25 protein-coding genes are annotated in these 23,380 nt (G+C 40.4%); 9 read left to right on the top strand and 16 right to left on the bottom strand.

Annotated features, from left to right (window positions below; translation table 11 throughout):
- Positions 1–192 precede the first annotated feature (192 nt).
- Positions 193–462, top strand: a complete 270-nt coding sequence (locus HPT25_RS11935; RefSeq protein ID WP_173064166.1) for a carbohydrate kinase family protein — start codon at positions 193–195, stop codon at positions 460–462.
- Between the two features lie 21 nt (positions 463–483).
- Positions 484–2,334: a PTS fructose transporter subunit IIABC gene (locus HPT25_RS11930; RefSeq protein WP_173064163.1), complete on the top strand. Its 1,851-nt coding sequence runs from the start codon at positions 484–486 to the stop codon at positions 2,332–2,334.
- A gap of 390 nt (positions 2,335–2,724) precedes the next feature.
- Here HPT25_RS11930 and HPT25_RS11925 read toward each other — a convergent pair whose 3' ends face one another.
- Genes HPT25_RS11925 through HPT25_RS11915 form a run of 3 tightly spaced genes read right to left on the bottom strand, consistent with a single transcriptional unit; the run spans position 2,725 to position 5,179 of the window.
- Positions 2,725–4,194, bottom strand: a complete 1,470-nt coding sequence (locus HPT25_RS11925; RefSeq protein WP_173064160.1) for a hypothetical protein — start codon at positions 4,192–4,194, stop codon at positions 2,725–2,727.
- Positions 4,195–4,207: 13 nt separating this feature from the next.
- The gene (locus tag HPT25_RS11920; RefSeq protein ID WP_173064157.1) at positions 4,208–4,594 is read right to left on the bottom strand and encodes a DUF6114 domain-containing protein; all 387 of its coding nucleotides are present in this window, start codon (positions 4,592–4,594) and stop codon (positions 4,208–4,210) included.
- Between the two features lie 12 nt (positions 4,595–4,606).
- On the bottom strand, positions 4,607–5,179 hold the full coding sequence (locus tag HPT25_RS11915) for a DUF6230 family protein (protein ID WP_173064154.1): 573 nt from the start codon (positions 5,177–5,179) through the stop codon (positions 4,607–4,609).
- A gap of 208 nt (positions 5,180–5,387) precedes the next feature.
- Between HPT25_RS11915 and HPT25_RS11910 the strand changes: the two genes are divergently transcribed.
- The 3 genes from HPT25_RS11910 to HPT25_RS11900 all read left to right on the top strand — a co-directional run bounded on the left by HPT25_RS11910 (position 5,388) and on the right by HPT25_RS11900 (position 8,172).
- On the top strand, positions 5,388–6,890 hold the full coding sequence (locus tag HPT25_RS11910; protein ID WP_173064152.1) for a LuxR C-terminal-related transcriptional regulator: 1,503 nt from the start codon (positions 5,388–5,390) through the stop codon (positions 6,888–6,890).
- Between the two features lie 189 nt (positions 6,891–7,079).
- Positions 7,080–7,463, top strand: coding sequence for a large conductance mechanosensitive channel protein MscL (mscL, locus tag HPT25_RS11905; protein ID WP_173064149.1), 384 nt, complete (start codon positions 7,080–7,082; stop codon positions 7,461–7,463).
- Positions 7,464–7,521: 58 nt separating this feature from the next.
- Positions 7,522–8,172 (top strand): Bax inhibitor-1/YccA family protein, encoded by a 651-nt coding sequence (locus HPT25_RS11900; RefSeq protein WP_376767921.1) that lies wholly within the window; start codon positions 7,522–7,524, stop codon positions 8,170–8,172.
- A gap of 41 nt (positions 8,173–8,213) precedes the next feature.
- Here the strand turns inward: HPT25_RS11900 and HPT25_RS11895 are convergent, their stop codons facing one another.
- The 7 genes from HPT25_RS11895 to safA form a co-directional block, all read right to left on the bottom strand.
- Positions 8,214–9,548 carry a polysaccharide biosynthesis protein gene (locus HPT25_RS11895; RefSeq protein WP_173064146.1) on the bottom strand — a complete coding sequence of 445 codons (1,335 nt, stop codon included), beginning with the start codon at positions 9,546–9,548 and terminating at the stop codon, positions 8,214–8,216.
- Positions 9,549–9,861: 313 nt separating this feature from the next.
- Positions 9,862–10,494 carry a response regulator transcription factor gene (locus HPT25_RS11890; protein ID WP_173064143.1) on the bottom strand — a complete coding sequence of 211 codons (633 nt, stop codon included), beginning with the start codon at positions 10,492–10,494 and terminating at the stop codon, positions 9,862–9,864.
- On the bottom strand, positions 10,487–11,536 hold the full coding sequence (locus HPT25_RS11885; RefSeq protein ID WP_173064140.1) for a sensor histidine kinase: 1,050 nt from the start codon (positions 11,534–11,536) through the stop codon (positions 10,487–10,489). The genes HPT25_RS11890 and HPT25_RS11885 overlap by 8 nt, the downstream gene beginning before the upstream one ends.
- Positions 11,533–12,267, bottom strand: a complete 735-nt coding sequence (gene liaF / locus HPT25_RS11880; protein ID WP_173064137.1) for a cell wall-active antibiotics response protein LiaF — start codon at positions 12,265–12,267, stop codon at positions 11,533–11,535. The genes HPT25_RS11885 and liaF overlap by 4 nt, the downstream gene beginning before the upstream one ends.
- 100 nt (positions 12,268–12,367) lie before the next feature.
- On the bottom strand, positions 12,368–13,012 hold the full coding sequence (locus tag HPT25_RS11875; RefSeq protein ID WP_173064135.1) for a PspA/IM30 family protein: 645 nt from the start codon (positions 13,010–13,012) through the stop codon (positions 12,368–12,370).
- Positions 13,013–13,183: 171 nt separating this feature from the next.
- A complete protein-coding gene (locus tag HPT25_RS11870; protein WP_173064132.1) occupies positions 13,184–13,531 on the bottom strand; it encodes a lmo0954 family membrane protein in 348 nt (115 codons plus the stop codon).
- A gap of 142 nt (positions 13,532–13,673) precedes the next feature.
- Positions 13,674–14,288, bottom strand: coding sequence for a SafA/ExsA family spore coat assembly protein (gene safA, locus HPT25_RS11865; RefSeq protein ID WP_173064129.1), 615 nt, complete (start codon positions 14,286–14,288; stop codon positions 13,674–13,676).
- Positions 14,289–14,405: 117 nt separating this feature from the next.
- On the opposite strand from safA, the gene HPT25_RS11860 reads away from it, so the two are divergent.
- From HPT25_RS11860 to HPT25_RS11850, 3 genes are all read left to right on the top strand, one after another.
- A complete protein-coding gene (locus HPT25_RS11860; protein ID WP_173064126.1) occupies positions 14,406–14,783 on the top strand; it encodes a DUF1360 domain-containing protein in 378 nt (125 codons plus the stop codon).
- A gap of 76 nt (positions 14,784–14,859) precedes the next feature.
- Positions 14,860–14,997, top strand: a complete 138-nt coding sequence (locus HPT25_RS11855) for a hypothetical protein (RefSeq protein ID WP_173064123.1) — start codon at positions 14,860–14,862, stop codon at positions 14,995–14,997.
- Between the two features lie 209 nt (positions 14,998–15,206).
- Positions 15,207–16,742: an FAD-dependent oxidoreductase gene (locus HPT25_RS11850; RefSeq protein WP_173064120.1), complete on the top strand. Its 1,536-nt coding sequence runs from the start codon at positions 15,207–15,209 to the stop codon at positions 16,740–16,742.
- Positions 16,743–16,824: 82 nt separating this feature from the next.
- Here the strand turns inward: HPT25_RS11850 and ypzF are convergent, their stop codons facing one another.
- From ypzF to HPT25_RS11835, 5 genes are all read right to left on the bottom strand, one after another.
- The gene (gene ypzF, locus HPT25_RS29030; RefSeq protein WP_281368182.1) at positions 16,825–16,959 is read right to left on the bottom strand and encodes a protein YpzF; all 135 of its coding nucleotides are present in this window, start codon (positions 16,957–16,959) and stop codon (positions 16,825–16,827) included.
- A 58-nt stretch (positions 16,960–17,017) separates the two neighbouring features.
- Positions 17,018–18,487 (bottom strand): amidase family protein, encoded by a 1,470-nt coding sequence (locus HPT25_RS11845; RefSeq protein ID WP_173064117.1) that lies wholly within the window; start codon positions 18,485–18,487, stop codon positions 17,018–17,020.
- A 101-nt stretch (positions 18,488–18,588) separates the two neighbouring features.
- The gene (locus HPT25_RS11840; protein ID WP_173064114.1) at positions 18,589–19,725 is read right to left on the bottom strand and encodes a DEAD/DEAH box helicase; all 1,137 of its coding nucleotides are present in this window, start codon (positions 19,723–19,725) and stop codon (positions 18,589–18,591) included.
- Positions 19,726–19,805: 80 nt separating this feature from the next.
- A complete protein-coding gene (locus HPT25_RS28330; protein ID WP_217269696.1) occupies positions 19,806–20,105 on the bottom strand; it encodes a DUF5658 family protein in 300 nt (99 codons plus the stop codon).
- Positions 20,106–20,342: 237 nt separating this feature from the next.
- Positions 20,343–20,597 (bottom strand): RNA-binding protein, encoded by a 255-nt coding sequence (locus tag HPT25_RS11835; protein WP_246277176.1) that lies wholly within the window; start codon positions 20,595–20,597, stop codon positions 20,343–20,345.
- Between the two features lie 237 nt (positions 20,598–20,834).
- Between HPT25_RS11835 and HPT25_RS11830 the strand changes: the two genes are divergently transcribed.
- Entirely contained in the window at positions 20,835–21,395 is a 561-nt protein-coding gene (locus HPT25_RS11830; RefSeq protein WP_173064111.1) for a copper resistance CopC family protein, read from the top strand.
- Between the two features lie 87 nt (positions 21,396–21,482).
- Here the strand turns inward: HPT25_RS11830 and HPT25_RS11825 are convergent, their stop codons facing one another.
- The gene (locus HPT25_RS11825; protein WP_173064108.1) at positions 21,483–23,351 is read right to left on the bottom strand and encodes an AMP-dependent synthetase/ligase; all 1,869 of its coding nucleotides are present in this window, start codon (positions 23,349–23,351) and stop codon (positions 21,483–21,485) included.
- Between the last annotated feature and the right edge of the window lie 29 nt (positions 23,352–23,380).

Below are 23,380 nucleotides of genomic sequence, written 5' to 3'. Positions count from 1 at the left end.
TGTTTGATGTAATTATGAACTTGATTTTTCCTGTATCAAGATAAGCAACCTGGAGGAAAAGGAATAAATGTATCGAGAATCCTAAGTTAGTTCCAAGTTTCGAATCGAGCGATTGGATTCATCGGAGGATTCACAGGCGATTTTCTCTTATCTAAGCTAGCTGAAGAACATATCTCTACTCATTTCATTTAAATGGAAGCGGTTACACGTTTCAATATTAAATTAAAAGCGGAAGAAGAAACGGAAATAAACGGCGTGTCCCCGCATATATCATCCCAACAGTGGGAAGAATTACTCTCCCAATTAGATGGATTAGTAGATGGAGATTTTATGGTTCTATCAGGTAGTATCCCTTCTTCATTAAATGAGAATGCGTATTCTGACATTGCAGAATATCTGTCAAACAGAAACATCCACAAAATCTATGGGCGGAAATTAGTGGAACAAGGAGAAAAAAGTTAAAATTACAGTTAGAGGTGGAATATGAGAGAGTTTTTTGATTCCAGTTTGGTTCTGATGGATTTAACATCCACCGATAAAGAGTCAGTCATCAATGAATTAATTGATGCACTCGATCGTAATGGGAATTTATATAATCGAGAAGAATACAAAAAAGCCATTTTGCTAAAAGAATCCCAAGCAAGTACCGGCATTTCAGACGGGATTGCGATTCCCCATGCAAAAACAAGTGCTGTTAAAACGCCTGCTGTCGTTTTTGGTCGGTCGGTTCAAGGTATTAACTTTGATTCCCTCGACGGAAAAGACAGTCACCTGTTTTTCATGATTGCAGCGGATGAGAACATGGATGATACTCATTTAAAAATGCTTGCTTTTCTTTCTAGAAAACTACTGGATGTATCATTCCGTCAAACTCTTTTACAGGCGAAGACTTCAGAAGAAGTTTTATCCTTTCTTCAGACGATGGTTTCATATGAAGGCGCTTTAAATGTATCAAATGCTAATGGAAAGAAAATTATCGCAGTAACGGCTTGTCCTACTGGTATCGCTCATACCTTTATGGCAGCTGATAAACTTATACAAACAGCATTAGAATTAGGCTATGAAATCAAAGTGGAAACAAACGGTGCGACTGGCGTTGAAAATCGTTTAACAGAAAAAGATATAGAAGAAGCTGATGGTATCATAGTCGCTGTGGGTAAGACAGTTGAAATGAATAGATTCCATGGCAAAAAGGTCGTTCAGGTTCCTGTAACCGATGCGATAAAGAAACCAAAAGCTCTAATTGAACAATCTTTATCAGTAAGAGCTCCTGTATATGTATCGAGTCAATCAGGTACTGATCATTCTGGTCATAAGAATCAACGTGTAGGCATCTATCGCCATCTTATGAATGGGGTATCAGAAATGTTGCCATTCGTTATCAGTGGCGGTATCTTGATTGCGATTTGCTTCTTGTTTGGGCATAAATCGTTCGATAAAACAGACCCATCTTATAATGCATTCGCGGCAATGGTCTTTGAGATTGGGGCTAAACATGCTTTTGCTCTAATGGTTCCTATCTTAGCGGCGTTTATCGGACGAAGTATTGCAGATAGACCTGGGTTTGTCGCTGGTATGGTAGGCGGTTCAATTGCTGCAACAGGTGGTTCAGGCTTCCTTGGCGGGATTATTGCCGGCTTCTTAGCGGGTTATTTAGCCCTTGCTATTAAAAAATTATTAAGTAATACACCGAAATGGTTAGACAGCGTAAAAGCGGTGTTGATTTTCCCACTTCTTACTGTGTTTGCAACTGGCGCTATTATGCTAACGGTTATTAACCAACCATTAGCTGATTTAAATTTATTCTTAACTCATTGGTTACAACAATTAGGCGGCACTAATTCAATTATTCTTGGCTTACTTCTAGGCGCAATGATGGCGATTGATATGGGTGGTCCAATTAATAAAGCAGCCTATGTATTTGCTACAGGTTTACTTGCAAACCACCTTTATGAGCCAATGGCTGCGGTTATGGCAGGAGGAATGGTACCACCACTTGGTGTGGCTCTTGCAACAGTATTATTTAAAAATCGTTTCACTAAAGATGAGCGCGAAGCAGGTAAAACAGCATTGGTTTTAGGAAGTTTCTTCATTACAGAGGGCGCGATTCCGTTTGCTGCTGCTGACCCAAGCCGAGTGATTCCTTCGCTAGTTATCGGTTCAGCTGTAGCGGGGGCACTATCTATGGCATTCCATTTAGGATTAACGACTTCACATGGTGGCGTCATTGTATTTGGATTCATTCAAGGCGGATGGTTAAAGTATGTGTTTGCTATCGCGATGGGAAGTATTATCACAGCACTTTCACTTGGCATCCTGAAAAAGAGAGTGTAAGTATTGTCTTTAAGATTTTATATGATAGGAGAGGATATTTTCCTCTCCTTTTTTATGTGAAGGGGGATTTGCCCTGTTTAACTCTCCAGTTTTCTTTAAAATAAGTTATTCAATTAAATGGCCCTTGTTGAAAATGCAGGTAACGATCTAAAAGCATTTATCGTTAACTTTTTGAACCTTCATTATGAGGCATACCCCTACAAAATAATTCCATATTCATGATCAATTATATATTTAATTCTAAATATTAATTGTATGTTAAGAGATTATAATAGATAAAAAAATAATGGATAATCTATGTCATATTAAACATAGTATCCACTATTCCTTGTAGTACAGTTAAGTTCTCCACTGCTCTTTGTTATGATCTTACACCAACAAAAGCCTCTTTTAAGGTGAATATAGGATCGCACCGCTTTTCGCTTTATCCACTTGATTCCGTATTTGGGTTAACTGCTGAACAGGATTTGCTGTGATAACCGTTCCCAATAAATCTATTAACCCGAGTGATTTCAAGAGACTATTTTGCCAATTATGCAGTTCGTTTGTCAGTACGGTATTGCTTTTACATACTTGATCAAGTGGAATTTGTTTTTCCATTGCTTCATCTATTAAATTTAAGGCAAGTTCCTTTGAAATGACACCATTCGCATCCTGAACCTTGTCACATGCACTTTGGACAGGTGGGGCGGAATTTTGCGATGTTCCATTTGTAGCTCCAATAATCGGCGCCGCTACAGGATCCAACGGTTTTGTTACTGGTTTTACAATCGGATCAAGCGGGTTTGCCACAGGTCCAAGTGGATTTACGGCTGGGGCAGTCGGCTTTGCTACTGGATCCTGTGGTTTCAAAATCGGATTCAGTGGCATTGTCACAGGATCTAGTGGTTTCAAGACTGGATCAAGTGGATTTGTTACAGGTTCCAACGATTTCAAAATTGGATCAAGTGGGTTTGTCACAGGTTCCAATGGCTTTAATACTGGATCAAGTGGATTTGTTACTGGCTTGAGTGGATCTAGTATCGGATCAAACGGATTTGTTACCGGCTTAAGTGGATCTAGTATCGGATCAAGCGGATTTGTTACTGGCTTGAGTGGATCTAGTATCGGATCAAGCGGATTTGTTACCGGCTTAAGTGGATTTAGTATCGGATCGAGCGGGTTTGTTACTGGGCCCAGTGGCTTCGTCACGACATCCACTATATTTTGTCCTGTTTGACTATTTTTTCCGGTGCCATCCGAAGTCTTTGATGGATCTTCGCACATAAGAGGGAAATGGCTACTCGTTATTTTTCCAATTTCCTGATTCAATTGACTTAAGGGGAGTGTGCTTAGTTCCTTTAGAATCTTCAAGCTGCCTGGTTTTTCGACTCCTCCATTTCCAGGAACAGTATTTAACTCCAATTGATTGATAACACTATTCTCCGTGTCCATAAAGTGGGCAACCATCACCACGTTTTCCATTCCCATCTCCGGCAAAGACTGGGCGGCATTTACACATGCACCCTTGAAGGAGATCCCTGTTGTATCTACTGTCATGTCTTTAACAGAAACTGGGCCATTGGCTTTCAGGCTGATACTCATCATACCTGTTCCTGTCTCAAATTGTTTTGTTAATCTCATTCCATATATAGTTGCCGATTGATAATGGATTCGCAGCATAGGCTGACCGGTGCTCTCCGTCGTTTCCTGTTTTACAATTGTTGCAGTCATTCCAGTCCCATCAACCCGGTCCGCTTCAATGATAAAACCATCCGTGTCGGTTTGTTGTGCTCGTACACCTTGAGTTAAGGGATCAAGAAACATGAGCAGTAACACAGCGCTGCAGCTCAATATTAAAGACTTTCGTTTCCACCACATAGTATAATCTCCTCTAAATAGAGTGTGCCGTTTCATCTATGCCAGTTGTACGTGAGGCTTTTTGTTTCGCCGGCCCGAGCTGCCAGGCAGTCAGCAGTGAACCGCCGACAATGCCGAATATCGTACCAAACAAGAATCCGCCTAATGCCCCGATAACAGAAAGAATTGATAAAAATATTGTAAAAATGCCCAAAATACGTGAAGCGCCAGGGAAAAACATGGCACAGACACCAAGCAGAATAATAACCCCTCCAAATAATAATCCGATTATTGCCATCGATCCTGGAAGGAAGGTGCTTAAATAAAGGTTTAATGGAACATATAATATCGTCAGCCCGCTTAATATTGTCAGGATCGCACCCCCGAAAGGGCGTTTTTTTCGCCAGTTTCTAAAACCCATCCGAATTCCCTCCTATTTATTGATTCTTTCAACAACCACTTTCATCCCATTCATACTCATTGTTTTCTGGAATAGATAATGTGTTTTAATTTTTGCGTGGTCTAAAACAATAGTTGAGGAAGTTTGCTTGAATTGTTTTTGCCAATCAGAGCTATGCTTTTCTGCCAAAACGAGGTTAGAAAAATTAGCATTTGCCTGAATGGAAGCAGCATCCTGTTCCAAGCCGCTGATCTGAACTGGCTGGGAGGCGGTAATTTCAACCCGAATCCATTGCCCGCCCACATTGAAATCTTTATATAGTTTTAGATTTTGAATAGTTAAACGATCAATTAAGTTCGTGCCTTGCGGAGCGGAAGCTTCAGCACTTGTTTCTCCCATTTTAGGATAGAACGTATAGCCGGTTCCCTCTAAATGATCAAACTCGACATAAAAATCCCCAACCCCTGCAATCGGAACTGCATAGGCTACACCAGAAATCCCGAACGATACCAACAACAGCGCCAATGCGATGATACCTGTTGCTAAGGCTGAAAAAAATACTTTTTTACTTGTCATACCCTCCACTAGTTGGATTGGACTCTCCATAAAAACCCTCCTGTTTTTTCTGAATTTTATAAATTCCATCTCCTTCTAACTTACTATCCTCTCATTTCTACGACAATCACGGAAAATATCGTGAATTGGTTTTACCCCCCCGTTAAATGTCGGGGATAAATTAATACTACGGTCATATTGGAAATTATTAGTACGAATGTTATGGTAAATACAGATTTGGGACGGGGGCGGAAATACTATGGAACATAAAATGGAACAATTAATATTAAAAGGACTTTCCATTCTGGTTGATTATAAGGTTCCATTTCTACGAGAATGGAAGGAGATATTACCAACATTACAGTATCGTAACCAAAGCTTCGTTGATGAATTCGATACAATCCTTGAGTATGCCATTCATCAAGTTGTTTCAAAACAGGTTCATAGTGTAGATGCTTTTATCCTATCTTTACTGGCAGAATGGCAGAAGCGATTTACAAGCACATATGATGTGAATGAATCTATCTTCCTCGTTACTACAATTGAAAATATCTTCCATAAGCTGCTGGCTGAGAATCCAAAGGCAACTTTTCATGACCATCAAGCCATACAGGGGTTTTTTCTAAGAATTCTTGACCAGGCCTTGATCACACAGGATTTAGAGAATCAAAGCGAAAAATGGGCTAATAAAATGATCGCTACCAATGTTTTACCAATAAAGTGGGTAGCGATTGTCAAAAAAGAGCACGAGGAATTTCAAATTGAAACAATTGTTTGTGCCGGACAAGAGCAGCAAAACAGTCATTTACTTGATATGTGCTTGACGTTAAAAGCCAGTCAAACCGAGCATCTCTCCACGGCAATTGAAAGATTGCTGGGAACCAATAAAGAGAACATGCCCATCATCCAAATTCCCTGCTTAAATGATTTTCTCCTCATTTGTCTGGAGGATGTCGAAATGGAAGTAAACGAGCATCAAACAGATTTTATAAAAGAAATGTATTTACGCCAATTGAAGCTGGATCAGCTTGAAAGCAAGATAGGCTGGAAAAATGCCTCCCTGCTGTTTTTACAACATTTGTTAAGCGCCCGAAGCGCCGATGACGCAGTTAAGGCGGTTGCAAAAGGTCTCGTGGAATACATGCCATTCAAGCGCTGCGGTTTATTTTTATATAATGAATTTGAGGATAAAGGTATTGGTGTATCCGGCTATAATGTCAGCAATCCAGCAGTTATGCAAATCAGGGAAGAAATTTTCAAATTGCCATTAATCAAAAGTTATTTACATTCACTCACCCACTCCCAACCGCTATACTTTACGGATGCAGCCGAAATTCTCCCGGAAAAATATGTTCGGACATTCCAATTGAAATCTGTCGTGGTCCTGCCCATCTTTGTACCTACAAAAGATAAACTGCTTGGGATTGCTTTATTGGATCAAGGCGAAAACTCCCAATTTACTGTTTCTACCCAAACCTTGACTACACTGATTAAATTCGGCCACTATGCGGGAGAATTACTTTACTCCATATGGGATGAAACCTTGCAGCATTTTGGTGCTTCCGATTGTTTGTTAACAACTCGGGAAAAGGAAGTCTTAAAGCTGATTGCTGAGGGAGCTTCCATAAATGAAGCCGCTCGTGAATTGCATTTAAGCAGTTACACCGTTCGTGATTATGTATCCGTTATCATTCAAAAATTAGCAGCCAAAAACCGGACAGATGCTGCCGTTAAGGCAATTCGGATGAAGCTGATTTCATAAAAACTTATGATGCTGTCAAAGTAAGCACGTTGTGGATTATACCGCATGGAAATTAACATCCATGCAAAATAAAGGCACAGAAACAAAGATATCCACAGCGATTTTAGGTAGAGCATTAATTTAAAATTGGTCATTTTGGGAAGAATGGGTTATTAGGGTAAAAGCTATATTTTTGGAGGAAATAAAGGAATGTGGAATGAATTTAAACAATTTGCCATGAAAGGCAGTGTAATTGACCTTGCAGTAGGGGTCATTATCGGCGGGGCATTTGGAAAAATCGTTACTTCCCTTGTGCAGGATGTACTTATGCCGATCGTTGGATTACTTTTGGGGGGAATCAATTTTACCGGTCTTGTGATCACCGTGGGCAAATCACACATTAAGTACGGACAGTTTATTCAATCGGTTGTGGATTTCTTTATTATTTCTTTTTCAATCTTTCTGTTTATTAAAGCCATTAACCGCCTCAGAAAGAAAGATGAATCACCAAATGAACCGGATAAAATGGACCGAAAGGAAGAATTGTTAACAGAAATCCGCGACCTATTACAGGCAGAGAAAGATTTTTCATAAAAAATGAAACATCTTGACCACTTTTTCGTATATGATAGAGTAACAACTAAATTTAGAGGTGAGAACTGTGTATCCACAAACATCAACTGAATTCATGCCATCTGTTTTAAGGACGTTTGCCTTTTCTCTTGCCATTGCTTTTGTAGGCACAATGGTTGGAACCATCGTTCCGGACGGTTTATTTTTACCATTATCGATCTTAGAATTAGTAATGATTTTTTCTGCCGCTATTTTCAGACGGAGAAAAGCAATTTCTTATGGTTTTCTATATGCCTTTACGTTTATTTCGGGAATCACCTTATACCCGATTGTCGCACACTATGCCGTCACTTCTGGCGCAAATGTTGTCATCATGGCATTTGCCAGCACCACTGTTGTATTTACTGGAATTTCAATCTATGCGGCTAAATCAAAACGGAACTTTTCCTTCCTAGGCGGTTTTTTACTAGCTGCATTGCTTGCTTTAGTGGCTATTTCGCTTTTTAATATTTTCTTCCCGCTAAGCACCACAGGAATGCTTGCTTACTCCTTTATCGGCGTTGTTGTTTTCAGCGGATATGTTTTATTCGATATCAGCCGAATGAAGCATTATGGGGTAAGAGCGGAAGATGTACCGTTGATGACGCTAAGCTTATATTTAGATTTTATTAACCTGTTCCTTAGCATTCTTAGAATTTTGGGCATTGTCAATATTAATAACAAAGATTAAGGACAAAACAAGGAGTCTGGAATCATCCAGGCTCCTTTTCTCTATCTTTCGCTAGTTTTTCCCACAAGGCCTTTCATAAAAAATGATACGCCAATCTTCTTGCAAATGGTTAAATAATGCATGAATGCCAAAAGCACTGCTTCTGCATTCATCCCAATAATAACACCATCCATCCGCCATTCCGGCTTCGACCCCAGCAAAAGAATCAAAGCAAAGCAGATGATGTTTGCCCAAATAATATGGAGAAAGGCTTCTTTTACCATATCTAATCCAATCATAAAGGCCTGCATCGGCATGATGAAGTAATGAAATAAAAAGCAGGGCCATAGCATTTGCAGAAAAGCTGCAGAAGTGCTTGATTTAAAAAATAACGAGGTTAGTTGCGGCGCAAAAAAGTAAAAAATGGTGACAGCCACAATCCCATACAAAAGTGTCAGCTTTATAACCTGCTGAAGCATTTTTTGCAATGCCCCATAATCTCGTTCTGAATAAGTTTTCGAGACACCCGGAATTAAAACAACAAGCAGCGAATGGGCAATAAATGCCGGAAAAAAGCCAATCGATGCCGCAACCCCCATCAGCATTCCAAATTGCTCAGTCGCAACGGTTTCGCTAATCCCCGAATGTATCAAAGCCGATTTAATGATAAATGGCTGAATGGCATTCGTAATCGCTGAAAAGATGCGCATCCCGGTTGTCGGAATCGATACCGCCATTAAATTTTTCCTAACAGCTTTTCGATTCAGATTAGAAAATGGCTGCCGTTTCAGCTGTTGAAATTGAATAATGAACATGCAAATTAAATAGAGAAAAACAACGATTTCGCTCCCGATAAAGGCGCCAATCGCAATTAACAAAGATGTTTCCGCATTGAAATCAAACAGGCGAAAGAACCCAAACAAAACGGCAAGTTGAGCGCTTTTTCTTAAAAAGTTAGAGACCGCAATTTTCCCCATTTGCTGCATGCCCATAAAATACCCTCTGGCAACAGATGTAAAAGACATAACTGGGATCAAGAGGATCACCATCCATCTCACATAGGGATGAACGTGATTAAAGACAGGTATAAATGGAATCAACGCAGTTCCCAGTAAAAATAAAACACTTGTAAAAATGACCGTAATCGTGATAGCGTGATACAGGATATTCCGATGAAACCTTTCCTCCCTTTCGGCAATGAATTTAGAAATGGACACCGGCAGCTCAAAACTTGAAATCAACACAATTAAAAAAATCGTCGGCAGGATGGACATATACACCCCCAAGCCGTGCGACCCCAGCTCCCTGGCAAGAATCATATTAACGAAAAACTCAATGCCTTCACCCAAAAAAGCAGAAGCTGCCAAAAAGAAAATACCCTTGTAGTAATTAGCCAATTTATTTGTCTCCTTTAACTAATTTCACTTAGTAAAGTTTATGAGACAAGTCCTGTGAATAGTAGGAGAAAATTTTCAGGCATTCACGGCCGCTCTTGCTAATTTGGCCTTCATCGCGGGGATGAAAGACAATTCGCGGGGGCGCTCTTGCAAAATTGACCTTCATAACAAGGATGAAGAACAAAACTTAGCCTCCCTCTTTGAAAAATGTCCTTCATCGCCCAAATGAATGACAAAATCCCGCCCCCTAATGAAAAATCATCTTTCACCACCCAAAAAAAAGACCTCCCACCTTGGAAAGTCTTCTTAAAGTTTATTTTATTAAGGAATGTTTAAAGGCATAGATAACGGCTTGGGTTCGGTCTTGGACATTGAGTTTGCTTAATATATTGCTGACATGGGTTTTAACCGTTTTTAGCGCGATGAATAATTCGTCGGCTATTTCCTGATTCGATTTTCCCTCTGCCATTAATAATAAAATTTCCAATTCGCGGCTGGTTAGATCTTCGTGGGGAAGATGGGTATTCTTTTGACGCATTTTAACCATCATTTTTCCAGTAACTTCTGGTTCAAGGACGGATTGTCCCTGGTATGTAGCTCGAACCGCATTAGCGATTTCTCCAGCCTTGGAAGTTTTCAGCATGTAGCTGGTTGCTCCTGCTTCAAGCGCTGGGTAAACTTTTTCATCATCTAGGAAGCTAGTAACAATGATAATCTTTGCTTCCGGCCATTGCTCAATAATCTGCCTTGTAGCTTCAATTCCGTCCATTTCTTTCATGACTAAATCCATTAAAATAATATCAGGACGAAGCTCGAGTGCCAGTTCCACGCCTCTTTTACCATCTTCTGCCTCCCCCACAACCTCAATGTCGGGTTGTGCGGAAAGGTAGGCCGAAACCCCAATTCTTACCATTTCATGATCATCAACAAATAGGACTCTAATCATTTGCACCCTCTCCATTAGCCATTACCGGCACCTTCACTTCCAGCCTGGTTCCGTTATTTATCACACTGATTACCTTTAACGTACCGCCGATTTCCAGAGCCCGCTCATGCATATTTTGCATGCCATAGGAGCCCGCTTTTGTTTCATTCACTTCAAAGCCGACTCCGTCATCGACTATTCTCATAATAACGAGATTTTCACGTTTTATTAATAAAACTTCCAACATCGTTGCTTTTGCGTGTCTTAGTGTGTTTGACACTGACTCTTGCAAAATTCGGAAAAGATGATCCTCCACGCCTTTATCCAATTGAAATGACTCTACTTTCCATTTTATCTCCATTTCAACCTTTTGTGATAATTCGATTAAAAGTTCCTCAATTCCTTCTTGGAGTGATTTATTCTTTAAAGCAATAGGACGCAGGTGAAGCAAAAGCGCGCGCATTTCAAGCTGGGATTGATGAATCATCGCTTCTACCATTTTCAATTGCTTAGTTTCATATGTTTCCTCAGCCTGTTTTTTAGTTTCATTGATCGCAGACATCATCATTGAAGCAGCAAATAACTGCTGGCTGACGGAATCATGCAGTTCGCGAGCAAGCCGGTTTCGTTCCTGCTCAATAATCTTTTGAATTCTGGCTTCCTGATCCTCCACTTTCTCCGTTGCCAGCCGCTGAGAAAGCTTTGCCTGCTCTGTAATTTGCTTGCCTATTTTTCCTATACGTTCAGCGATTGCCTGCATTTCAGATACAGAGGGCTTATTTTTCAATTCAAACTGCCTGCCTTCTTCCAGTTGACGAAGGGAATTCTCAATTAAACGGAACTGATTTCGCCAATACTGGCCAGTCACGGCCCCGAGAACAATACCAATCGCAATACTAAAAACAGGGATAAAGATAATCATCGGAATATCCATGAAATGTCTTGTCCATAATTCAGACCAGTTTTTCAAAGGGTATACCACTGTAAAAACAGCACCAACAATCAGTGCAATACAAAAAGCCAAGCCAATATTCCAAACCATTTGACGCCCAGTTGCACTCATATCCGGCTCACCTCTAAATTTCCGACAATCAGCGAGGTGAAGATTTTCACCTTTTGCTCGGAAGAATCATAGCCCGGTGTTTTCAACTGAAAAACTTGATTAAAGTTTCGCATTTCCTTAACGCCAAAAACAGTTGCTGCCCCGGCAATACTTGAGTGATGGACGCTTATTTCTGTTTCATATGGAACAAGAATGTGGATATTTCCAATGAGATTACGGATCAGAATGACCGTCTCCCCTTTTGGCAGCATGGTGTAGCTGAGATCAATGACTGTATCACCTATCCCTGCCTGGATATTGACATCATTCCATTCATAAACAGCCTGCGGCGTTTTCTGCTGACCCAAGAAAATATTTTCAAATAACGGCTTTGTTTTAATTAATGTCTCTTCATGAGTGAACTTCCCAGGTTCCGAAAAGGTTGGAGAGATTTTCCTCGGTTCTTTTTTGGAATTTAAATATTGGATAAAAAAGTGCAGTAAAATCGCTAATATCAAAAATTTGAATGTCATTAAATTAAGGAGACTGATGACAAAAAAGAAGATGCCGCCGAAGAAAAGAATCTTACCTTTCTTTTTTCCATGCTTCTTGCGGCCCAAATAGATCATTCCGCCAGCAATAAAAAGAGAGAAGATCAGCCCTCTGTTAAAAAATAAAATCTCCAATAGCAAAATGAGAATTCCCATAAACGCCAGCCATCCGATATGATCATCTTTTGTATTTTTAAACATCGGCTCTCACCCTCCCTTTTTTAGGCTGTATAGAACATTAAAAGATATGGTCAAAAGGCGCAGAAACTCTACGCCTTTTTAGAATACCATTTTTTTATCGTTAAATGGACTTTGTTTCGTCCAATTTCATGTCTTTTTCTAACTCAGCGATCTTGGCATCAATCGTGTTGTGGTAATAGGCATTGTTTACCTGATGTTCCAAGCGGTCCAAATAGTTTTCAATTTCTTTAAAAGGAGCGAAGGATTTATTCGCGAATGAATTTGTTTCTGTTACCTGATTGATTCTATGGTTGGCGCGGGCGATGTTTTCACGGCCCATTAGTTCCAGGCGGCGCAGCTGCATATCTTTAAGTTTGTGCTTCATCTCTTCATATTTTTCTTCTAATTCTACGAGCTGTGCATTAACTTGCTCAAGCGAAGACTTTAGACGCTCAGCACGTTCTTGGTATTGTTGCTGTTCACGGGAAGCAAATTGGAAAAGTTCTGTTTCCCCAGCTTTTGATGCAACTTCAGCTTGATATTTTCTTTTTTCAGCCAAATCTGCTGCGTGTTGATATTCCTTTGCAAATTCGTCCTTTAATCGATATTGGCGCTCCACCAGCCGGCGTACTTTTTCAGCTTCGTGCTCACATTCACGAAGATATTGATTGAGCATAGCAATTGGGTTTTGTTTTTCCTTTTGATCCATTACCTCGTTTAAATCGGCTAAAATAACGTTTTTGATTCTTGTTAATAAGTTTGACATGTTCATACTCTCCTTTATTATTGTTTTTTTATTGCCTGTAGATTTGCTCCAGGCGTTCGATTTCGGCGGCGCCCCGGGGAAACTCCCGCATAAATCACTTCCTTGAATCGGAAATGAAAGAATCTCGCGGCCAACGCTCCAATCGACAACGAAGAACGAATGGCTTTATGCTTAAAAATGTTTTAAATCGTTCCATTGTTTTTCAAAATTTACGAATGGGTCGGATTCTTCTTTCAGCTTACGGAATTTGTTTTGGTTCCATTTTTTATAAACGATGTAAAGGACATAGGCTGCACCCACGCCGATGACAGCAGGTATGTTGTGAATGGAAGCGACCAGTACTACTAGGCCAAGGATTCCCAAGGCGATTTTCGCTCCGATTGATTTTGTTCTTAAAAACTGTCGAACAATAAAGTAGAGGAGCACTAAGCTGACAGCTAACCCCACCATCGGACCGATTGTGGAAAGCAATACAACTGCGGCAATCCCACCTGCTAACAGTAAACCAAATTTTTTCATTTGATTTTCACTCCTTTCTGTTTCTTGATACCATCATACCTATTTTCCAAAGTTTCCATAATTGAGCCTTAGCTTGATTTTCAACTAGGTCTCAAGACGGAAAAAGAGTCAGCCTCCCTTCATTCGGAAACTGACCCTATCTTTATTTTGAAATAAACTCCTGTACCCAATAATATCCGTAAGAACCGCCCTGTGCAAAGCCGCAGCCGATATAGGTTGATTGCGCGCTTAATATATTGGCGCGGTGTCCTGGGCTGTTCATCCATGCTTGCACAACTGCTTGAGGGGTTGTTTGTCCTGCAGCAATGTTTTCAGCTGCTGAACTGTAGGAAATCCCAAAGTTCTTAATCATGGTAAATGGATCGCCATATGTCGGACTTGTATGACTGAAATAATTATTGTCACGCATATCAGCTGCCTTATATCGGGCAACCCTTGCAAGCTGCCAATCCTGAATTAATGGTTTTAATCCATATTTGGCACGCTCCTGATTGGTTAACTGAACTACTTGATTCTCAATGGATTTTACTCCGCTTAAATCTGGTATATTTACTTTTTCACCCGGATAAATCAAGTCCGGATTTTTAAATTGTGGGTTGGCTGAAATGATTTCCGAGATCCCTACCTGGTACTTAACAGCAATTTTCCAAAGGGAATCGCCCGGTTGGACTGTATATACCTGCTGGGCAAACGATAGGCCTGGAATACAAAATAACGATACGAGAAACAGCAAACTGTTCCAGAAAGTTTTTTTCATTTTTTCGCCTCCTCCGAATATAGAATTTTGTTTTCAAGCTCAAAATATACAGGGTACGTAAAAATAAAAATGTACCAAATCTGCCTTTATGAGAAGGTTTCAGGAGGACTTCGTGCCGTGAAAGATATTTCGTGGATGACCTATATTATGTTAATATTAGCCAGCTACCGATTGACCCATTTAATCGTTTTTGACAAGATCACCGAATTTATACGAAAGCCTTTTATGAAAAAGGTTAAAACACAAACGGCCGAAGGGACTGTGGAAACAAAGGAAGTCCCAAAATCCATGTTTGGATATTTATTAAAGTGTTATTGGTGTGCTGGTGTTTGGAGCGCCATCCTGCTCGGAACTCTTTATTTATTATTTCCTAAAATCGCCTTCGTGATCATTTTGATTCTTTCTATTGCCGGCGGGCAGTCTATTATCGAAACCTTTGTCGGGGTGAATATAAAAAAGGTGGATTATTATTCAGAGTTAAAGAAAAAGGACTAATGAAACCGTAAACAGGCAAAATTCATCCTCTCTTTGCATATACCTTTAAAAAGGCAAAACCAAAGGGGGAGACTGAATGACTGTTTGGTGGGTGACAACAATTGGTTTTGTTATTTGCCTCGGCCTTGCTGGCGGCACCTTTGTTCATTTTTTACGAAGAGCACTTGATACGGAAGAATCCACCCGAATTGATAAAGCCCCTAGTGATGATTGAATCCCAAAGTATAGAGATCCCTTGAGGGGTCTTTTTTATTTAAAGGCGCTGTTAAATTTGGCTGTCGATTTCCGCTCCAATCAACAGAGTTTAAATATCAACAATGTTCTTTAACATAGCCTATTTAAAAGAAAAAGCACCAGTTGGTATACATGATTTTTTCAATTTAGGAAAAATTAAACACGAATAATTTTAATTGGAGGATACATATGAGTGTACCTGAGAACATGCCGCAATTTCCCAAAACCTATTGGCGGGAAATTGAACTTCCTACTTTCCCTGCATTAAATCAGGATTTATCCGTGGATGTTGTGATTGTGGGCGCCGGAATCACTGGAATTACCGCTGCCTATCTCCTTGCAAAAGAAGGGGTGAAGGTTGCCGTACTGGAAGCAGGCAGTATTTTAAACGGAACAACCGGAAATACAACTGCTAAATTAACGGCACAACATAACCTCATCTATGATGAATTGATTCAGCATTTCGGCGAAGAAAAAGCAAAGCTCTATTATGAGTCCCATTTGGATGCAATCAAATTCGTGGGAAATGCGGTAAAAGAGAAAGGAATTGACTGTGATTTCAGCTATGAGGATGCATATGTCTATACCACAACAGATGAATATGCGGAAAAAATCAAAACGGAATGGGAGGCCTATCAGAAATTAGGTATAGATGGAGCAATCAAGGACACCATTCCGTTTCCAGAAATTCACGCAAAGGCTGCTTTGATGATGCGAAATCAAGCACAGTATCATCCCTTGAAGTTTTTAAAGGCACTGCTTGAAGATGCTGTAAAAGCTGGCTGTCAAGTATATGAAAATACAACGGCAAATACCATTAAAAATGATGCTTCTGATCCTGCAGTAGTAACCATTTCGGGCAATCGGGTAACTGGAAAAAATGTGATAATCGCCTCTCATTTTCCTTTTTATGATGTCCCAGGGCTGTATTTTGCCAGAATGTATCCGGAAAGATCCTATGCAATAGGTATCAAAACAGATAAGGAATATCCTGGCGGTATGTACATCAGTGCTGACGAGCCGAGCCGCTCGATTCGGTATACTCCGTTAAATGGCGAAAAATTGCTGATCATCGGCGGAGAAAATCATAAAACCGGCCAAGGGATTAACACAATCAGGCATTACGGGGCACTTCAGGACTTTGCGGAAGAAGTTTTTGGCATAAACGAATATACTTATCGCTGGTCAGCACAAGATCTTGTGACGTTGGACAAGCTACCGTTTATCGGCCCGATAACGTCTGATTATCATCATATTTTTACGGCCACTGGTTTTAAAAAGTGGGGAATGACAACAGGAATTATCGCAGGACATTTGTTGAGAGACTATGTTCTAAAACGCGAAAATCCTTATAAAGAACTCTATTCGCCATCACGTTTTCATGCTGATCCTGATATAAAAAGCGCCATTACAGCCAATGTCGATGTTGCTAAACATTTAATAAAAGGCAAGCTTGAATTTGTTCCAAAAGATCCGGAGGATTTACAAAATGGCGAGGGCTCTGTTGTCACCTTTAACGGAAAACGGGCTGGTGCTTATAAGGATAAGGATGGAAAATTATATATTGTTGATACAACCTGCAAGCATCTTGGCTGTGAATGTGAATGGAATGCAGCTGAAAAAACTTGGGACTGTCCGTGCCACGGTTCACGATATTCCTATTCCGGAGATGTTGTCGAAGGGCCAGCAAAGAAAGGACTGGATCTGCTTAAAGAAGCGGAATGAATTTCCTATTTCTCTTCCCATCGGCAACTCCAAATGCAGTAACGCCTCCTGTTAAAAACAGGAGGCGTCCTTAATTTCCATTCTATTTACTGTTTGGCCGGTTCCGCTTTAGATCTTCCCCAGTCGAAAACTCTACAAGCTCAGAGCTATTTTTCATGCCTTTTTTCCGGTTATTATTGCGCTGGGCATTTGCATTTCCCAGTTTTTGTCTACCCATACTACGATCAGCTCCTTTTTTAGAATTTCATTGATAGTATGAGTGAAAATATTATAGCTTATTCGACCTCAAGAACAGGCGCCTTACGAGAATGTGTCATTTGTTCAAATGCATAAGCAACCTCAATTATAATCGGCTCACTAAAGGCAGTACCAGCAAAGGTAATCCCCGTAGGTTCCCCTTCCTCTGTATAGCCTGCCGGCACGGCAATTGACGGATACCCTGCTTTTGCACTGATGTGAGAGCCTTCATCGCCAGGAAATACAATGGCATCCAGATTATACTTTTCTAATGCATAATCAATTCCTTGCTCTTTCGCATGATATTGATCAAATTCTAATGTTTCAATATAGGCCTTTTCTTTTAGTGTGCCGCTTGTGGCTTCTGATTCAATTAACACTGCCTGGCCATATTTCAGCATTACTTCTTCATCCTGTTCATTTAAATGAATCAAATCCGAAAGTGATCTTACCGGAACGGATGGGTGCAAACCGCTTAAATAAGCATTCAGATCCGGTTTGAATTCATATGTCAGTACATCATACTTCCAATTTGCTTTTGCCGAAGGAATTTCAATGTTTTCGATTACTTCGGCCCCTGATATTTTCAATATGTCGATAGCTTTCTTAAGCACCTTTTGCTGTGCTTCATTGACAAATTCGATAAATCCGTTCATCGCAATGCCAATTCTTTTTCCTGTTAAGCCATCTTTTTGCAGGCAGCCTGTGAAGTCAATTCCTACTAGTGGGTTTGCGTTTGTAATCGGATCTTGCTTATCTCTGCCGCACAAAGCCGATAACAATATAGCGGCATCTTCTACCGTTCTTGCCATCGGACCGGCTGTATCCTGCGAATGCGCGATGGGAATGATTCCTCTGCGGCTAATCAAGCCGACAGTCGGCTTAATACCCACTAGTGAGTTTTTACAGGATGGATTTAAGATCGAACCGGAAGTTTCTGTTCCAACTGCAGCAGCAGCAAAATTAGCGGCAATCGCCGCGCCAGATCCTGAACTGGATCCGCCAACATCAAACCTTCCAGGTCCATACGGGTTTTGCACCTGGCCGCCGCGCGAACTGTAACCGTTTTTCATGCCGATAGCCATAAAATTAGCCCATTCCGTCATATTGGTTTTTCCAAATATAACGGCACCTGCTTGGCGCAGCTGCTCTGCAACAAATGAGTCATACAGTGCAAACGAATCCTTTAACGCCATTGACCCAGCACTTGTGTGCATTTTGTCATGTGTATCAATATTATCTTTTATTAAAATCGGAATTCCATGCAGGAGGCTGCGAGGTCCCTTATCCTTCCGTTCCGCATCAAGTGCTTCTGCAATTTGCAATGCATCAGGATTTACCTCAAGTACGGCATTAATTGTTGGATCATAGAGCGAAATTCTATGTAAATAGACTAATACCAATTCTCTTGACGTAAACTCTCCGCTGGCCAATTTTTCTTGTATCTCTCTTATTGTGATTTCTTTCAGCAGCTCGTTATGAATATGTATTAACTTAGGATTTTCCATCACGGTCCCCCCATTCCTCTTTAAAAAGTTCAAGAAATAGACACTGAAATCCTTTCTTGTCATGCAAAAAAAGACTGTGGAAATCTCCACCGCCTTTTTGTCTATCTGCGTATTTTTTGCTCTTCCTCCGCTATTTTTCCCTTATAGAATATGCGTTTATGCAAAGGTACTTTTAAATTACGGCAATGTTGCTTTAATTCTCGCTCTTCTCTTTCCGTAACTAGGGAAATGACAGTACCATCTGCGCCCATTCTTCCGGTTCTTCCGGAGCGATGAACATATTGCGACAGGTCTTTTGGAAGGTCAATATGGACAACGTGAGTGATTCCTTGAATATCAAGGCCTCTCGCAGCCACATCGGTTGCAATTAACATTTTCAGCTTGCCATCACGAAAAGCATTTAACGTCGATTGACGGTCCAATTTTTTTAGTTCGCTATGTAAAATTCCGACGGAAAGGTCTTTAAAATGCAATTTTTCCTGGAATACCTGGAGCTCGCCAATATCGTTGATAAATGCTAATGATTTACTGTTTTCCAGCCGGGCAATTTTCTCAACGAGCTTGATTTTATCCCTGCGTTCACAAAGGAAATATATATGTTCCACTATTCCAGATTCAGCTGCTTCGTCTTTAACAATTCGAATGACTTTTGGTTCCATTGTCATCTCCATTGCTATTTTTTCAGCACCTGATTTCAGTGTTGCCGAGAATAGCACGACTTGTCTATCACTCATTGTGGATTTGACAATCGACTTAACTGCAGTAAGATGTTCTGGAATCAGCAACTGATCCCCTTCATCCAATACAATCATTTTGACTTCGTGCATTTTCACCTTTTTTTGTTTGATTAGCTCCAGCAGCCTCCCTGGAGTAGCAAAAATAATATGAGGGCGTTTTTTTAACTTTTCCAGCTGACGTTTCAGGTTAGCTCCGCCAATAATGGATGTACCCCTTATACCGCTTCCTTCAGACCACTTTTGATATTCTTGAAGTATTTGCATGACTAGCTCCTGGGAGGAAGCCAAAACAACAGCTTGTAATCCAGGAGAATTTGGATCGATTTTATGGAGAAGCGGCAATAGATAAGCAAGAGTTTTCCCCGTGCCCGTCGGTGATTCTGCAATGACATCCTGCCCCTCAAGAATTGCCGGAATGGCTGCCTCTTGAACAGCTGTAATCGTTTGGAATCCGGACTTTTCCCATACTTGTTGAATAAAAGGTTTTAACGTATCGATCATGTCTTACTCCTTTATTTTTGTTAATCACTATTAGATAGATACTACCTGATTAGCCTGGCAGTGTCCAGTTTTCCAAGGAATCATGCGGAATGTTTGAAGTATAAGAGAATCCAGCCCATATGTAGAACAAGCACGGAAAAATATAGAACACACGCAGAAATTAACAGGGCCTTGCTTTTCCCTTTTAATGGCTGTATGTAATATAAACCAATTAAAAGTAGTGGCAATAGAATTTTTACCAAATAAAAATAGGACCAGCTTTTTTCAATAATAAAACTCATCACAGGGTTTCCCTCATTAATGAAGCCCGAAACAATTCCAAATTGGGTCAAGATTGCGTCCAAAATACCTGCCAGCAGCAAGAACAAGCATAGTCTCATCATTTCCACCTCAGCAATGCCGATCCTTCTATTTTCTATAATTATACCATGCAAAGAACGCATTGTTCTTTATTACGAATATTTTTTTGTAAAAAAACAGCCCTTTCATAGGGCTTTAACAGTCATTCCTTCCTATCCGACAGTCAACCTCTTTTTACTGACAGAAGAAAGATGGTGTACGACAGTAATCTATTGCTGTAGACAGTTTTTCTACAGTAACCATGCGAATCATTTCGATTAACACTCATCCAATTTCACAGCCATTAGGCGAAAATGCATGGGTTCCAGTTCAGTGACAAGCACATTCAATCCTAGAGCTTGGAGATTAGCGACTAATGGCTCGGCACGATGCGGCAGATGGATTTCAATGATGGAACCGATTGATGCCGATTTAATAGTATTTAATATTTCACGCCTTGGGTGCTCTCCTTTTACAATCCGTTCACGGACGTCCATGATCACGCGTTTGCCATCAATTTGAACCATACTCATCTTATGAAAACCCCTTTTTTTATCAATTTACATCATTCTAGCACCTCTTTTTTTATTAGAAATTGATATAAATCATATGCAAATATCACTACAGTCAAAAATGGCTGTAGTTTGGCGGAATTTCTTACTTTAATTGATTTTTGAAAGCTTTGTGAACATTTCCTCTCGTTCCAATATCCGATTATAAATGATGATAAAATGAGTAAAGTAGTTACCAACTTTATGGAGTTGAAAATAATGTTTAAAAAGATTTCTATGATTACCCCCATATTATTCTTTTTACTAGGAATGAATGTATTTGCCCATTCTAGCCTTGAATACTCCAACCCTAAAAATGGGGAGGTTGTTATAGACACACTTAAAGAAATTAAGCTTTCCTTTGAGTCAAATATAGAAAATACAAGCAGTCTTACTGTAAAAAATAGTAAAAATACAAGCATTCCGCTAACTAAGGTCTCAGTGAAAGGAAATCAATTAGTCGGCGATTTAAATGAAGAACTTGCGAACGGATCCTATACCATTCATTGGAAGGTATTTGCAATTGATAGCCATCCTTTTGAAGGTGATATTTCCTTTTCAGTAAAATCGCCCGTGACAAAAACAGCTGCTGCAAGCCCTGCTGCCCAAGCACAGACAAATGCCGCAACTCCTGAAAAGAAGACAATGAACACCGCAAGTACTTCAACGCAAACAACAGAACCTTCAATTACAAACTATATTGTTCCAGTCTCTGTATGTTTGTTTATCATCATTATTATGGTCTGTTACTGGCTAATTTTTAGGAGAAAACATATATAACAATTTACCAACTGTTTTTACATGAATAAAGGTGTCAGGCACCATGTGAAGAATTCACATGGTGCCTGACACCTTAAAAGTAATATCTTAAAAATCCCTTAACGAGATTCCTACTGCGACTTCGTTGGCAGCGATTTGTATGTCCATGAAGGTGTCTTCGGCGTAGGCGAGATCGATGGCGTCTTTGTATTTTTTTTGGATTTCGGGGATGCGGACTTTAAGTGATGGGGTTAGTTCGCCGTCATCTACTGTCCATTCTTTGCCGATGATGACCACCTTTTTTGGCTGTTCGAACTTGGCAAAGCCTTTTGTAAATTTCGCGACTTCGCTAATCAAGAGCTGTTGTACTTCGGCCTTTTTCAACAGCAGCTCCATATCGGTTGAAAACCCTTTCCTTTTTGCCCATGGGAGCAGTTCCTCCATGCTAGGTGTTATTAATGCAATAACATATTTTTGATCCTGACCGATCAGAACGGCATTTGAAATATAAACACTTTGCTGGATGGCATTTTCCACTGGCTGTGGTGCGACATTTTTTCCCGTTCGCAGGACAATGATTCTCTTTTTCCGGTCGACAATTTTTAAAAAGCCATCCTCATCCATTCTCCCGATATCTCCTGTTAGAAACCAGCCATCTCTAAAAACTTCAGCGGTTGCTGTTTCGTCCTTATAGTAACCTTTCATTACACTAGGACCCTTTACCATCACTTCGCCATCTGGAGCAATTTGTATATCGAGATTTGGCAGAGGCTTCCCGACAGTCCCGACCTTCGACCGGATCATTGGATTGACACAAACAACAGGTGAAGTTTCGGTAAGCCCATATCCTTCAAGTGCAGGAATATCGACAGACCAAAAGAATTTCGCTATCTCCGGATTCAGTGCACCCCCTCCGGAGATTACTCCACGAATTCTGCCGCCTAATTTTTGTTTCACCTTTTTATAAACAAGAGCATTTGCCAGCTTCCAAGTGAACCTTATCTCTTTTGGCAGGTACCCGTTTGTTAACATTTCATCAACGGTTTTATGAACATAATAATCATATTTTTTAGCTCCTACTTCCAGGGCCCATTGAAATATTTTCTTTCTTAATGAAGGGCCTGACTCCACCAGTTTTTGCGCCTGGGCATACACTCGTTCAAAAAGCAGTGGAACACTGACTAATATGGTTGGTCTAACCTCCAACAGATTTTCCTGGACCTTATTCATGCTTTCAGCATACGCAATCGTAGCCCCTACCGACAAAGGCATAAATTGCCCCGCCATTCGCTCAAAAACATGTGATAAAGGGAGATGGGATAGAAGAAGATCAGAAGGCTTTGCTTCCATCACCCAAAATTGAACTCCTTCCACATTCGAAAGGATGTTTCCATGTGTTAACATCACCCCTTTTGGTTTTCCTGTTGTTCCGGATGTATGAATAATAGTGGCAAGATCGTCTCTCTCCAACTCAGACCAAATGGTTTCCCAGTTTTGAAGAGGATGTGTGGATCCAAGATATATCAGCTGTTCCATTGAAAACAGAGATTCAGTATCTTCATGATTCTTAGGTGGGGAAAAAATTGCAGCAGGAATTGTCACATGACCAATGGACAATACTTTTTCAAGGAAATGTTCATTTTGGATAAAAATAAATGAACAATCTGCGTTATCTAAAATAAAGGCAATTTGTTCGGGAGGCAGGGTGGTATGGATTGGTACGCTAACTGCCCCCAAACTTAAAATTGCCAGATCGCTAATCGGCCAATTCGGGTTATTTTCCGATAGAATCGCGACTTTGTCACCTTGCTTAATCCCATAAAAGGCAAGCCCTGCAGCTAGCTGTCTTACTTTCATCCAGAAAGAATGATAGCTGACTCCTTTGTACCCCCCCTCCTTTTTCCATAAAAAGGCATCTTTTTCCGAAAACCGATGGACTGATCGTGAAACCATTTCTACTAAGTTATGAACCTTCAATGATTGCACCTCCCAAACTATGCAATTCC

It is taken from the genome of Neobacillus endophyticus, from assembly GCF_013248975.1.
Classification (GTDB): Bacteria; Bacillota; Bacilli; order Bacillales; family Cytobacillaceae; genus Neobacillus; species Neobacillus endophyticus.
The sequence above is the reverse complement of the archived record's forward strand: the minus strand, read 5'-3'. Positions and strand labels throughout refer to the sequence as shown.